This is a genomic window from Streptomyces sp. NPDC002838 (assembly GCF_040295365.1).
Classification (GTDB): domain Bacteria; phylum Actinomycetota; class Actinomycetes; order Streptomycetales; family Streptomycetaceae; genus Streptomyces.
The window spans coordinates 58,114-71,644 of the sequence record NZ_JBEOVF010000037.1; the positions used below are offsets into that span (position 1 = coordinate 58,114).

Sequence of the window (13,531 nt, forward strand, 5' to 3'; positions counted from 1 at the left end):
GCATGATCAGCCGGCCTCGGGCGTCCGGCCCGCCCGCTCCTGCCGCAACGCCTCCGCGACCTTTTCGGCCAGTTCACTGGTGCCCTCGGCGGTCAGACCCCGCACCTTCTCGGAGGAGACCACGACCTGCGTACCGTCCGGCAGCGTGATGGTGACGGTCTGGTTGCCGCGGCGGTTCTGCAGCCATACCACGACGGCCGCTCCCACCGCCGCCGTCGGACCGCCGGGGGCCAGCAGCAGCGAGATCAGCTCTCCCAGCGCGCCCATGGCTCCGACCGGCGGCGCGGCCGGAGCCTCCCGGCGCACGAAGGCCCGCAGCTCCGGGTCCTGGCGCAGCCACCGGTACAGATCCTCCGCAGCCCCGACGCCGTCCCCGCTCCCGGCGTCCACGGCCAGTGTGACTCTCACCTGTGCCCCTTCCGAGCCCACACGTGTTCATGTGCCTCAACTCTCGGGGCATTAGCGAAAGTTGGCAACAAGCACGCAAAGTCACCACTGCGCGACGCCAACGCTGCGCGCCCCTCAGGTCGACTCCCGCACCACCAGCCGGCAGGGCACCGTGTGCATCCCCGGCGCCGTCCCCTCCGCGTCGATCGCCTCCAGGAGCCGTAGTGCCGCGATGCGCCCGATCTCCGCGAGGCTCATGTCGATCGTGGTGAGGGGCGGGCGGGAGGCCAGGGCCATGGTGTCCCAGTTGTCGTAGCCGACGAGCGCGATGTCGCCGGGGACGTTCACGCCGCGCTCGCGGAGAGTGTCAGCGACGCCCCGCGCTATCTGGTCGTTGCCGCAGAAGAAGGCGTCCGTCTCCGGGGCCGTACGCAGGACCGCCTCGGCGGCGCGGCGGCCCCATGCCTCGCTCCACTCGCCGAAGTGGACCCGGCCGGTGGACAAACCGAACCCCGCGCCCTCCAGGTGCTCCACCCCGTGACGGGCGCGGTCGCGGGCGGCGGCGTGGTGTTCGGGGCCGGTGACGTGGGCGATGTGGGTGCGGCCGGTGGACAGGAGGTGTTCCACCGCGAGTTGGGCGCCGCCCCGGTCGTCGGAGACGACGGAGGTGTCGTCCGGGTCCGTGGAGGGGGAGAGCGCGTAGACCACCGGGATCGCCTCCAGGCCGCTGATGCCGGTCAGCGGCGGGCGCGGGTCCGTACGGCGGCCGGTGACGATGATGCCGTCCACCCGGCGGTCGATGAGGTTGCGCAGGTGGTGCTGCTCCCGGATCGCGTCGCCGCGCGTGTCGCACAGCAGGACCGAGATCTTGCCGGCGCCGAGCGCGTCCTCGGCGCCCAGCAGCACCGGTGTGCTGAAGCGGCCTATGCCGTCCGTCGTCATCAGACCGACCGTCCAGCTGCGGCCGGTGTGCAGGCTCTGGGCGTGCTGGTTGGGGCGGAAGCCGAGCGTCGCCACGGCGTCCAGGACCCGCTGGCGGGTTTCCGGGCGCATCCTTCCGCCACCGTTGAGCGCCTTCGAGGCCGTGCCCACACTGACGCCCGCGAGCGCGGCGACGTCGGCGAGCCGGGCCCGGCCGGCGGGGGACGACCCTGAGGAGCCTGGAGCACTTGCGGCTGACGTCACGAGCAAACCTTTTCCTTCGCGGCAGGGGTGCCCAACATCGTGGCATCCGCCGAGGTCGAGCGCCAGTCAGTGAGAAACCAGAAAAATATACTGTCGCAGCCCTTGACCCGACTTGGCCGTTCCCCTCTACTTTTCCGTCAGGAAAACGGTTGCTCAAAAGCCATCCCAGCCTTCGGAGAACCATGCCCCGCACACGCCCCGCCCTGCCCCCCACGGGCCCGGTCCGACTCGGCCCGGAGGCCCGCGCCGCACTGCGGCCTGCCCCCGCCGGCATCACCGCGGGCTTCTGGCACACCCGCCGCGAGGTCAACACCCGCACCTCCCTCCCGCAGGGCCCCGAACTGCTGGAGTCCGCGGGCAATCTGCAGAACCTGCGGCTCGCGGCCGGCACGGCGGAGGGCGAGTTCCAGGGCGCGTACCCCTTCGTGGACACCGACGTCTACAAGTGGCTGGAGGCCGCCTCCTGGCAGCTCGCCCAGGGAGCGTCACCAGACCTTCAGGCCCACGTCGACCGGATCACCGATCTCGTCGCCTCCGCCCAGCAGCCCGACGGCTACCTCAACACCTGGTTCCAGCTGGTCAAGGGCGGCGAGCGCTACCAGGACCTGCGCTGGGGGCACGAGTTGTACTGCGCGGGGCATCTCATCCAGGCCGCCGTCGCCCACCACCGCTCCACCGGCCGCCCCGAACTCCTCGAGGTCGCCCGGAAGTTCGCCGACCACGTCGACTCCGTCTTCGGCCCGCCCGGCAGCGGCAAGCCCATCGACGGCATCGACGGTCACCCCGAGGTCGAGACCGCCCTGGTCGAGCTGTACCGGGAGACCGGCGAGCGCCGCTACCTCGACCTCGCCGCCTACTTCGTCGACCGGCACGGGCACGGCCTGCTCGGCGGCGAGGCCTACTGCCAGGACCGCGTCCCCGTCCGCGAGGCCACCAACGTCGAGGGGCACGCCGTACGACAGCTGTACCTGCTGGCCGCCGCCGCCGATCTCGCCACCGAGACCGGCGACGCCGAACTCCGCACCGCCGCCGAGCGGTTGTGGCACGCCATGACCACCACCAAGACCCACCTCACCGGCGGCCTCGGCGCCCACCACGACGAGGAGGACTTCGGCGACCCGTACGAACTGCCCAACGAGCGCGCCTACTGCGAGACCTGCGCCGCCATCGCCTCGATCCAGTGGAGCTGGCGCATGGCCCTGCTCACCGGCGAGGCCCGCTACTCCGACCTGATCGAACGCACCCTGTACAACGGCTTCCTGGCCGGGGTGTCGCTGGACGGCGAGAGCTGGCTGTACGTCAACCCGCTCCAGGTCCGCGACGGCCACACCGACCCCGGCGGCGACCAGTCGGCCCGCCGCACCCGCTGGTTCCGCTGCGCCTGCTGCCCGCCGAACGTCATGCGGCTGCTGGCCTCCCTGGAGCACTACCTGGCGAGCAGCGACGACGACGGCCTCCAGATCCACCAGTACGTCACCGGCCGGTACGAAAGCGACCTCGCCGTCATCAGTGCCGAAACCGACTACCCCTGGCACGGCACCATCGCCCTCACCGTCGAGGACACCCCGACCGACCGCCCCTGGACGCTCTCGCTCCGCATCCCGCGGTGGTGCCGGGACTTCCGCGTGCGGTGCGGCGAGCAGACGTACGACGATTCCGTGGCCGACGGCTGGCTGCGCCTGCACCGCACCTGGGCCCCCGGCGACAAGGTCGTCCTGGAACTCGCCCTCGAACCCCGCCTCACCACCGCCGACCCCCGGGTGGACGCCGTACGCGGCTGCGTGGCCATCGAACGCGGGCCCCTCGTCCACTGCCTGGAAGGGGTCGATCACCCCGGCGGCGGCCTGGACGACATCGTGATCGACACCACCCGCCCGCTCGCCGTGAAGCACCGCCCGGACCTGCTGGGCGGAGTCACCACGGTCGTGGCGGCGGGCAGGCGGCGAATCGTCCCCGACGCGGGCTGGTGGCCGTACGGCTCCGCCGACGACCTCCGCCAACAGGACGGCGAGCCCGTCGAGTTGATCGCCGTCCCCTACTACGCCTGGGCCAACCGCGAGGACGGCAGCATGCGCGTCTGGCTGCCCACCTCCTGAGCACCCGCCCCGCCCTACGACAACGAGGTCACCCCGTGATACCCACCCGCCGCGCCCCTCTGGCCCCCGCCCGCCGCACCCTGATCGCCGCGCTGGCAGCCGTCGGCACGCTCGCCTCCCTCACCGCCTGCGGAGGCGGATCCGACGGGTCCGGTTCCTCCGACGCGTCCGGAGGGACGTACACCTTCTGGGACCCGTATCCGCAGTTCGACGCCTCCTCGCCGTGGGGCAAGCGCGTCACCGAGTGCGGGACCAAGGCCGGGGTGACGCTCAAGCGCACCGCGTACGACACCACCGACCTCGGCAACAAGGCGCTGCTCGCGGCCCAGCAGGGCAACGCGCCCGACGTGATGCTGGTCGACAACCCGGTCGTCTCCACGCTCGTCGAGGCGGGGATCCTCAACAAGACGAGCGACCTCGGCCTCGACACGAAGTCGATCCAGGAGAACATCATCGGCGCGGGCACGATCGACGACGCCTCCTACGGCGTCCCGATCGGCGCCAACACCCTCGCCCTCTACTACAACAAGAAGGTTCTGTCGGAGGCCGGCGTCGACCCCGCCTCCATCAAGGACTGGAACTCCCTCACCGCCGCCCTGCAGAAGGTCAAGACGGCCGGGAAGAAGGGCATCACCTTCTCCGCGATCAATACGGAGGAGGGCAGCTTCCAGTTCCTGCCGTGGTTCTGGGGCGCGGGCGGGGATCTGACCAAGCTCGACTCGGACGAGGGGGTCGCCGCCCTCTCCCTGTGGAAGCAGTGGGTCGACGAGGGCTACGCCCCGAAGGACGTCCTGCAGAACACGCAGACCACCAGCTGGCAGGAGTTCGCCACCGGCGACTACGCGTTCGGCGAGAACGGCACCTGGCAGCTCGGCAACGCCGACAAGGCCGGCTTCGACTACGGCATCCTCAACATCCCGGCGCGCAACGGCGGTTCGGCGCCGGTGCCGACGGGTGGCGAGTTCGTCACCGTGCCCGTGCAGGAGGACAGCGCGCGCTACGACGTCAGCAAGAAGATCGTCGAGTGTCTGACCAACGACGCGAACCTCCTGGCGACGGACACGACCCTGATGTACATCGCCCCGACCGCCACCGTGCAGGCCGAGCAGGTGAAGGCGAACCCGAAACTCAAGCCGTGGGTGGACGCCGTGGCCGCGGCGCGCGGTCGCACCAGCGGCGGACTGGGCTCGAAGTACCCCACGATCTCCGAGCCGATGTGGACCGCCGTCCAGTCGGCCCTCTCCGGCGGCAAGAGCCCGCAGGACGCCCTGGACACGGCCCAGTCGAGCGCCGAGAAGGGCTAGGTCCCACACCATGACCATCGCCCGAGTCGACCGCCCGGGGCAGGCGGCGGCCGTGTCGAAGGCGAGCGGTACGGGTGGAACCGACTCCGTGCCGCTGCGGCGCCGGCAGCGGCGCCGGAGCCAACTCACCGCGCTCGCCTTCGTCGCCCCGCTGATCGCCTACCTCGCCGCCTTCTACGTCTATCCCCTCTACCGCAATCTCGACCTGAGCCTGCGCGACTACACCGTCCGGTCGTTCGTGTCGGGGGACGCGCCGTTCTCCGGCTGGGACAACTTCCAGAAGGTGCTCGACGATCCGACGTTCGGCCCGGCGATGCGCCACACCATGGTCTTCACCTTCGTGTCGATCGCCTTCCAGTACGCCATCGGGCTCGCCCTCGCGGTCTTCTTCAACCGGCATTTCCGTCTGGCGCCCACCCTGCGCGCCCTGTTCCTGATCCCGTGGCTGCTGCCGCTGATCGTGTCGGCGTCGACGTGGTCGTGGATGCTCAACAGCGAGTCGGGGGTGGTGAACTACTTCCTGCACTTCTTCGGCGTGGACGCGGTCGGCTGGCTCACCTCACCGGACTGGGCGCTGACGTCCGTGATCATCGCGAACATCTGGATCGGCATCCCGTTCAACCTGGTCATCCTCTACAGCGGCCTGCAGAACATCCCGTCGGAGCTCTACGAGGCCGCCGCGCTGGACGGGGCGAACGGCTGGCAGCAGTTCCGCCGGATCACCTTCCCGCTGCTGCGCCCGGTGTCGGCGATCACCCTGCTCCTCGGCCTCGTCTACACCCTCAAGGTCTTCGACCTGATCTGGATCATGACCAAGGGCGGGCCGGGCGACGCCTCGTCCACCCTCGCCACCTGGTCGTACCAGCTGGGCTTCGGCACCTTGCTGCCCAAGTTCGGCCCGGGGGCGGCGGTCGGCAACATCCTCATCCTCATCGCCCTCGTCTTCGGCCTGCTGTACATCCGCGTCCAGAGGAGGCAGGAAGCGTGAAACGCCGTACGGCCTCCCGCCGTTACACCGCCATCGGAGTCCTCCTCACCGCGCTGATGCTGTTCCCGGTGTACTGGATGCTCAACGTGTCCCTCACCCCACAGCAGGACATGCGCAAGACCCCGCCCGACCTGCTCCCCCTCCACCCCACCTTCGAGGGCTACAAGGCGGTCCTCGACGACCAGATGCCCTACCTCGGCACCAGCCTGCTCATCGGCCTCGGCACGGTCGCCCTCACCCTCGTCCTCGCCGCCCCGGCCGGCTACGCGCTGGCGAAACTCCGCCCGCTCGGCGGCGGCGCCCTCGGCCTGGTCCTCCTCGTCGCCCAGATGATCCCCGGGATCGTCATGGCGATGGGCTTCTACGGCATCTTCCTCGACCTCGGCCTGCTCAACTCCTGGTGGGGCCTGATCATCGCGGACTCCACCATCGCCGTGCCGTTCGGCGTCATGATCTTCACGGCGTTCATGTCGGGCATCCCCGGCGAGCTCATCGCCGCGTCCCGCATCGACGGTGCCGGGACCTTCCGCACCTTCTGGTCGGTGGTCCTTCCGGTGAGCCGCAACGCGGTCGTCACCGTCTCGCTCTTCAGCTTCCTGTGGGCCTGGTCCGACTTCGTCTTCGCCAACACCCTCGACGGCGGCGGTGACTGGCGGCCGATCACCCTCGGCATCTACCGCTACATCGGCAACAACAACCAGGAGTGGAACGCGATCATGGCCACCGCCGTCGTCGCCTCCGTCCCCGCAGCGGTGCTGCTGGTCCTCGCCCAGCGCTACGTGGCCGCGGGTGTGACCGCGGGCGCGGTGAAGGACTGAACCTTCCCTCCATTGAGCCTCCATTGAGGAGATCATCTGTCATGAGCCGCTCAAGACCCCCCACCTCCGGGCGCCTCACCGCCGCCCTGGGCGCGGCCGCCCTCGCCGTCACGGCCCTCGCCACCGCCGCGCCGGCCGCCCACGCCGTTCCCACCACCGCCACCACCCTGGTCGTCAACGCCGACCAGACCCTGCGCCCGGTCACCCATGTGGCCAGCGGCAGCCTCTACGGCCTCGCCGACGGGTCCACCCCCTCCGACAGCCTGGTCAACGCTCTCAAGCCGCACACCTTCGTGCAGATGGCCCCGGGCGGCAGCCAGCTGCCCAACGGCGCGTCCAAGCCCGGCGGCGACGCACTCGTCGTAGCGTCGAAGGCGGCCCGCGCGGGCGCCAAGGTGGTCGTCCGCATGCCGGACTGGTACCCGAACTTCCCCTACAGATGGGTGAGTTGGAGCGACTGGCTGTCGGCGGTCGACAAGCAGGTCGCCGCCGTGCAGTCCTCGGGCGCCACCAACATCAGCGCGTACGAGATCTGGAACGAGCCCGATTGGACCTGGGACACCGCCAAGGCGGGCTCCTTCAACGCGGGCTGGGCACGCACCTACAAGCAGATCCGGACGAAGGACACCAGGACCCCGATCCAGGGCCCGAGTGACGCGTCCTGGAACCAGTCCCGCATGACCCAGTTCCTCACCGACGCCAAGGCCAGTGGCACCGTCCCCGACATCATCGCCTGGCACGAACTCAGCGGCAGCAGGGACATCGCCGCCCACGTCTCCGCGTACCGCGCGCTGGAGCGCAGCCTCGGCATCAGCCCGCGTCCGATCTCCATCGAGGAGTACGGCACGCCCGCCGAGATGGGCAACTCCGGCGCTCTCATTCCCTACGTCGCCAAGTTCGAGCGGACCGGCGTCCAGGACGCCGAACTCGCCTTCTGGAACCAGTACGGCACCCTCGGCGACACCCTGACCGGCACCGGCGGCTCGCCCAACGGCTCGTACTGGACGTACAAGTGGTACGGCGACATGTCCGGGAACATGCTCGTCACCACGCCCCCCGCGCAGACGGGCATCGACGGCTTCGCCTCCCGCAACAGCGCCGGCAACCAGATCAGCGTCGTCGCCGGCGGCTGCACGGGCTCCTGCGCGGTGAAGGTCAACGGACTGTCCGCGCTGTCGGCCTTCGGAAGCACCGTCCACGTCAGGGTGGAGTACTCCCCCCACACCGGCCGCACCACCGCGTCCCCCGGCCCGATCACCATCTCCGACGCCGACTACACGGTCTCCGGCGGCTCCATCACCGTGCCGGTCACGATGAACGCGTCCGACGGATACCGCGTGGTGGTCACCCCCAGCGGCACCAACACCTCGCTGGCGGGGCGCTACCAGATCACCAACAGGAACAGCGGTCTCGCCCTCGGCACCCAGAACGGTGCCACCGCTCAGGGCACCCCGGTGCTCCAGGGAACGCCCACCACCGCCACCGACCAGAACTGGACCCTGGTGTCCGCAGGCTCGGGCCTGTACAAGATCGTCAACCAGAAGAGCGGGCTGGTGCTCGGCATCAACACCATGAGCACCTCCGACGGCGGCACCGCCCTGATCTGGGGCGACAACGGCACCGCCGACCACCTCTGGCAACTCATCCCGGCCCGCGACGGCTACTACAAGATCGCCAACTACAACAGCGGGCTGCTGCTGGGCGTGGACCAGATGAGCACATCCCCCGGCGCCCAGGTCCTTCAGTGGAGCGACAACGGCACGGCGGACCACCTGTGGAGGCTGACGTCACGCTAGCCCCGTAAAGACACCTGTGTCCCTGGCCGATGTCGGCGGCCAGGGGCACAGGCATGTCATGAGGCTATGACCGGATGACCGTGACTAGATGAACGAGTTGATCTCGATCGTCTCGTCCCGCCCCGGCCCGACCCCGATCGCGGAGATCGGGGCACCGGACATCTCCTCCAGCGCCTTGACGTAGTCCTGGGCGTTCTTCGGCAGGTCGGAGAAGGACTTCGCCTTGGTGATGTCCTCGGACCAGCCCGGGAGGGTCTCGTAGACCGGCTTCGCGTGGTGGAAGTCGGACTGGGAGTACGGGAGCTCCTCGACGCGCTTGCCGTCGATCTCGTACGCCACGCAGACCGGGATCTCCTCCCAGCCGGTGAGGACGTCGAGCTTGGTGAGGAAGAAGTCGGTGAGGCCGTTGACGCGGGTGGCGTAACGGGCGATCACCGCGTCGAACCAGCCGCAGCGACGGTCACGGCCGGTGGTGACACCCCGCTCGCCACCGATCCTCCGCAGCGCCTCGCCGTCCTCGTCGAAGAGCTCGGTCGGGAAGGGACCCGCTCCGACCCGGGTCGTGTACGCCTTCAGGATGCCGATGACCCGGCTGATCTTCGTCGGGCCGACGCCCGCGCCGGTGCACGCACCGCCCGCGGTGGGGTTGCTGGACGTCACGAAGGGATACGTGCCGTGGTCGATGTCGAGGAGCGTGCCCTGGCCGCCCTCGAAGAGCACGACCTTGTCCTGCTCCAGCGCCTGATTGAGCACGAGCACCGTGTCGGCGACGTACGGCTCGATCTTCGCGGCGTAGCCCAGCAGCTCCTCGACCACCTGGTCGACGGCGATCGCACGCCGGTTGTACAGCTTGGTGAGGATCTGGTTCTTGACGTCGAGGGCGGCTTCCACCTTCTGCGTCAGGATCGACTCGTCGTACAGGTCCTGCACGCGGATGCCGACGCGGTTGATCTTGTCGGCGTAGGTCGGCCCGATACCGCGGCCGGTGGTCCCGATCTTCCGCTTTCCGAGGAAGCGTTCCGTCACCTTGTCGACGGTCACGTTGTAAGGCGTGATGATGTGAGCGTTTCCGCTGATCAGGAGCTTGGACGTGTCGACGCCACGCTCGTTCAATCCGCTCAGCTCGGAGAGCAGGACCGACGGGTCGACGACGACACCGTTTCCGATGACCGGGGTGCACCCCGGGGACAGGATTCCGGAAGGGAGGAGGTGGAGGGCATACTTCTGGTCACCCACGACTACCGTGTGGCCGGCGTTGTTGCCGCCCTGGTAGCGCACCACATAGTCCACCGAGCCACCGAGCAGGTCGGTCGCCTTTCCCTTGCCTTCGTCACCCCACTGAGCACCGAGCAGCACAAGTGCGGGCACGCGCGTACACCCCTTCCGGGCGGGGCATGTCCAAGGTCAGAGGCGTACGCGAACACTTGCCTGTGACTCGCACAGCGTGTTTCGTACACCGGCGGCCTTCGTTGGCCGCAACCCGTCGGACCGGATGCCCCGGAATAGACGAAGCCCCTGGCGCAATAGCGCAAGGGGCTCTTGCACAAAGATGCTACCCGAGGAAGCGAGGCAGGACCGAGGTGGCGACTTTCGCGACGTCCGACCAGTTGCTGGTGGTCATCGATCCGGTCGCCCGGAGGACCGACGGCGAGTCCGTACGGATCGCGAAAGACGTGGTCAGCGCGGGTGCGGCGCATACGAAGGTGTGCCTGCCGGAGGACCCGGAGGAATTCGCCCGGGCGCTGGCGCGACGGGGATCTCGGCGGCCGGTGGTCATCGGCGACGACCGGGCGCTGGTCCGGACGGTGTCGCTGCTGCACAGGCGGCGGGAGCTGGCGGAGTGCGCGCTGTCGTTCGTACCGGTCGGAGGCGCGCTGTCGCTGGCGCGGTCGCTGGGGGTGCCGACGGGGGCGGTGGCGGCGGCGCGGGCGGTCCTGGACGGGGTCGAGCGGCGGCTGGACCTGCTCGTGGACGACAGTGACGGGGTGGTGCTGGGCGAGCTGCGGATTCCGCCGGTGTCTCCGGAGGCTCCGCCGGACGGCCCTTCCGCGCGTCCCTGGCTACGGACGTGCCAGTCCCTCGTACGCACGCTCGTGCCGGTGCGACCCGCGCGGGAGACCCCCGTCACCGGCCCCGGCCCGTCCCGGCTGCGGGTGGAGGTCGACGGGGTGACGCTGGTGGATCTGGGCCATCCGGTGGCTTCGGTGTCGGTGACGCCGGGGTCCTCCGGGGTGGCCGAGGTCGAGGTACGGCCGGCTTCGGTGGGCGCGGAGGCATCGCCCCTGCGGGCGTCCGGGAGGACGGTGACCGTGGTGGGGGCGGATTTCCGGTACCGGTCGGACGCGGGGGTGGCGGGGCCGGTGCGGAGGCGGACTTGGACGGTTTGGGAGGGGGCTTGGGGGCTTACGTTGCCTTCGTCGGCGTGAGCCGATCCGTGGCTCGGGGAGTCTGGAAGCCTGCGGTATCGAGCACGCAGTCGAAGGGGTCCGGGATGTGGAGCGCCTCGCCGAACGGCTTGGTCGAGCACCAGGTAGGTGAGGATCCCCGCCCTGGCGTACACCTGAACCTTGTCGGTCAGATCGTCGTCCCGGGTGGAGGGCGAGGTCAGCTCGGCGACAAAGGAGAGAGCCTCACCGTCCAGGCGGTTACTGGTCGTCTCGTGGGTGCGTCGGTGCGCCGCATGGATGTCCGGTTCGTACGCGCACTCGTCCCTCGGGAAGACGTACAGCAGCGGTCCCTCACACATCACGTGACCTTCTGGCAGGCGAGGGCTCAGTTGCCGAGACACCCGGTCCATCACGAGGGCGTAGTAGCCTTTCGGCCACGGCGACAGGCTACGGATGAGTCCACCTGGGTCCTGGCGGTCGACGAGCGCACGGGCCTGGGCGGAACTCCACAGCGGGTCCATGGTGCGCATCGCGCCTCCCACTGGCCGGGGCCGGGCCATTCAACGGTAGCCAGCCCGCGCAGGGGCGTCGATGGCGCGTGCAGGATCTGAAAGCGACGCGCGCGGCAAGCTAGTTGACCACCGTCCGCCGTCAGCCGGTGGTGTCGTACGAGTACGAGCCCGCTCTGGGCGAAGGGCTCCGACGACACCACGGAGGACAGCATGACGACAGCACTGGAGACCAAGGTCCGAGACCCCCGGGACTACGTGAAACGTGACGTGTGGGACCGGGAGATCCAGCTCCTGATGCGGGATCACCCCGTGGACGAGGTGATGGCCAACCGGCTGTTCGGGGCGGCGGTCTCGTACCTGATCACGGCCATGGAGAAGTGGGGCCAGGGCCTGGAGATGTGCTGTGGCCGGCTGGTCGACCTGGCGGTTCACGCCTTCATCCTGGACACGAAGAACTACCGCGAGTTCTGCGCCGAGCACTTCGACGGCAAGTTCCTGGAGCACATCCCGGAGATCGAGTTCAAGTACGACGGCTCGGTGGAGCGCACGGCGCAGATCATCGCCGGCGCGGGCTTCGACGTGGACTGGAAGCTCTGGGAACGCGACTACGGCAAGTGCGGGCCGTGCAGTCCGGGGTCGAACTGCCACTGATCCGAACCCGATCGGGCCCGGGAGCGTACGTGACGCTCTCGGGCCTCTTCGTGTGCCCATACGGAAGAGGCAGTGTCATTCGGCAGCCCTCGGGAGGGGGCACCGATACCGTGTCCAGCCCGATGGACACCGGTCACTCCGCCCTCCCGAGGAGCCTCATGCCCCACGCGCCCATGACACCGGCCGAATACTGGGACAAGTACAAGCCCTACAAGGGCGAGGGCGTGCAACCGGCACCGCAGGCCCACCGGTTCGACTGGACCCAGTACTCCGGGCACGGACCCGGTGCCGAAGTCCTCGGCCATCCCCGCCGCGCGCTGGAGCTCGGGTCGGCAGAGGGCAAGGAAGCCGCCCATCTGGCCCGCCAGGGTGTCGAGGTGACCGGGATCGACTTCTCCGCCGTCCAGGTCGAACGCGCCCGCGCCTGGTGGAAGGACACCCCCGGGCTGTCCTTCGTCCACGGCGAGGCTTGCGCCTACCTTTCGTCCACCCCTGCGGAGTACGACGCGATCTATTCAGTATGGGGAGCCGTCTGGTTCACGGATCCCGAGGACCTGTTCCCGCGCGTCTTCGAACGACTGGCCCCCGGCGGGGTCTTCGCGTTCTCGCAGGCCGAACCGGTCGCCGGCTCCTACGGTCCTCAGCAGATGAGGGGCAAGTGGCTCGAAGGACGGGAGCGCGAATTGACCGTACGACGCTGGCAGTACGCCCCCGAGACGTGGGCGGACATCCTCAAGCGGCACGGCTTCACCGACATCGACGCCCAGGTCATCAAGGCCCCGGAACCGGAAAACCTGGGCACGCTCCTGGTACGCGCCCACGTCCCTGCGTAAGGCAGTGAGGCAGACTCCGGCCGAAGGCCGTGTGTGGTTTGCGGCTCAGCCCTGGCCGAACATCTCGTCCCGGTGCACCCGCCAGCGCTCCATCATGGCCTCGACCTCGCCTTCGACGAACTCGAAGAAGGCGAGGGTCTCCGCGAGCCGGCGGCCCGCCGGGGAGTCCGCGCCCAGACTGGTGACGCCCTCGCGCAGGGCGTCCTCCCAGCGCTTGATGATCGCGTTGCGGTTGGTCAGTGCCTCGTACCACTGGTCGCTGTGCACCCGGTACCGCTCCCGGCGCGAGCCGGGCTCCCGCTCGCGCGAGACCATGTGCACCTGCGCCAGGTAGCGCACCGCCCCGGAGACGGCCGCGGGGCTGATCCGCAGCTGTTCGCCCAGTTCGGCGGAGGTCAGGGTGCCGGTGTCGGAGGCGAGCAGCGCGGCGAAGACCCGGGCGGGCATCCGCGGCAGGCCGGCCTCGACGAGCTGAGCCGCGAAGTGCTCCACGAACCGCGAGACCGCCTCCGTGTCCCGTCCCGGCCCTTCCGTCATGCCTCGATCATCTCCCCTGCTCAGACACCGTCCACGA

At 69.4% G+C, this 13,531-nt stretch carries 12 protein-coding genes and 1 pseudogene; 8 read left to right on the plus strand and 5 right to left on the minus strand.

What is annotated here, in order from left to right; all coding sequences use genetic code 11:
• Positions 1 to 6: 6 nt before the first annotated feature.
• The gene (locus tag ABT063_RS35870; RefSeq protein ID WP_351064349.1) at positions 7 to 408 is read right to left on the minus strand and encodes an effector-associated constant component EACC1; all 402 of its coding nucleotides are present in this window, start codon (positions 406 to 408) and stop codon (positions 7 to 9) included.
• A gap of 114 nt (positions 409 to 522) precedes the next feature.
• Complete coding sequence (locus tag ABT063_RS35875; protein ID WP_351064351.1) at positions 523 to 1,572, minus strand: LacI family DNA-binding transcriptional regulator; 1,050 nt, start codon at positions 1,570 to 1,572, stop codon at positions 523 to 525.
• 182 nt (positions 1,573 to 1,754) lie between these two features.
• Here ABT063_RS35875 and ABT063_RS35880 point away from each other — a divergent pair, with 182 nt between their 5' ends.
• From ABT063_RS35880 to ABT063_RS35900, 5 genes are read left to right on the plus strand one after another with little or no spacing between them, the layout of a single operon-like run.
• Positions 1,755 to 3,668 (plus strand): glycoside hydrolase family 127 protein, encoded by a 1,914-nt coding sequence (locus ABT063_RS35880; RefSeq protein ID WP_351064352.1) that lies wholly within the window; start codon positions 1,755 to 1,757, stop codon positions 3,666 to 3,668.
• Between the two features lie 59 nt (positions 3,669 to 3,727).
• Positions 3,728 to 4,972 (plus strand): sugar ABC transporter substrate-binding protein, encoded by a 1,245-nt coding sequence (locus ABT063_RS35885; RefSeq protein WP_351064431.1) that lies wholly within the window; start codon positions 3,728 to 3,730, stop codon positions 4,970 to 4,972.
• Between the two features lie 10 nt (positions 4,973 to 4,982).
• Positions 4,983 to 5,960 (plus strand): carbohydrate ABC transporter permease, encoded by a 978-nt coding sequence (locus tag ABT063_RS35890; protein WP_351064354.1) that lies wholly within the window; start codon positions 4,983 to 4,985, stop codon positions 5,958 to 5,960.
• 56 nt (positions 5,961 to 6,016) lie between these two features.
• Complete coding sequence (locus ABT063_RS35895; RefSeq protein WP_351064432.1) at positions 6,017 to 6,778, plus strand: carbohydrate ABC transporter permease; 762 nt, start codon at positions 6,017 to 6,019, stop codon at positions 6,776 to 6,778.
• 41 nt (positions 6,779 to 6,819) lie between these two features.
• A complete protein-coding gene (locus ABT063_RS35900; RefSeq protein ID WP_351064356.1) occupies positions 6,820 to 8,574 on the plus strand; it encodes an RICIN domain-containing protein in 1,755 nt (584 codons plus the stop codon).
• Between the two features lie 84 nt (positions 8,575 to 8,658).
• Here ABT063_RS35900 and ABT063_RS35905 read toward each other — a convergent pair whose 3' ends face one another.
• Positions 8,659 to 9,942, minus strand: coding sequence for an adenylosuccinate synthase (locus ABT063_RS35905; RefSeq protein WP_351064357.1), 1,284 nt, complete (start codon positions 9,940 to 9,942; stop codon positions 8,659 to 8,661).
• 212 nt (positions 9,943 to 10,154) lie between these two features.
• Between ABT063_RS35905 and ABT063_RS35910 the strand changes: the two genes are divergently transcribed.
• Complete coding sequence (locus ABT063_RS35910; protein ID WP_351064358.1) at positions 10,155 to 11,000, plus strand: diacylglycerol kinase family protein; 846 nt, start codon at positions 10,155 to 10,157, stop codon at positions 10,998 to 11,000.
• A 140-nt stretch (positions 11,001 to 11,140) separates the two neighbouring features.
• Here ABT063_RS35910 and ABT063_RS35915 read toward each other — a convergent pair.
• Positions 11,141 to 11,521, minus strand: a pseudogene (locus ABT063_RS35915) (PDDEXK family nuclease); the annotation flags it as partial.
• A 162-nt stretch (positions 11,522 to 11,683) separates the two neighbouring features.
• Here ABT063_RS35915 and ABT063_RS35920 point away from each other — a divergent pair.
• Positions 11,684 to 12,124, plus strand: coding sequence for a UCP032817 domain-containing protein (locus tag ABT063_RS35920; protein WP_351064360.1), 441 nt, complete (start codon positions 11,684 to 11,686; stop codon positions 12,122 to 12,124).
• Between the two features lie 158 nt (positions 12,125 to 12,282).
• Positions 12,283 to 12,957, plus strand: coding sequence for a class I SAM-dependent methyltransferase (locus ABT063_RS35925; RefSeq protein WP_351064361.1), 675 nt, complete (start codon positions 12,283 to 12,285; stop codon positions 12,955 to 12,957).
• Between the two features lie 45 nt (positions 12,958 to 13,002).
• Here ABT063_RS35925 and ABT063_RS35930 read toward each other — a convergent pair whose 3' ends face one another.
• Positions 13,003 to 13,494, minus strand: a complete 492-nt coding sequence (locus tag ABT063_RS35930; RefSeq protein WP_351064363.1) for a GbsR/MarR family transcriptional regulator — start codon at positions 13,492 to 13,494, stop codon at positions 13,003 to 13,005.
• Positions 13,495 to 13,531 lie beyond the last annotated feature (37 nt).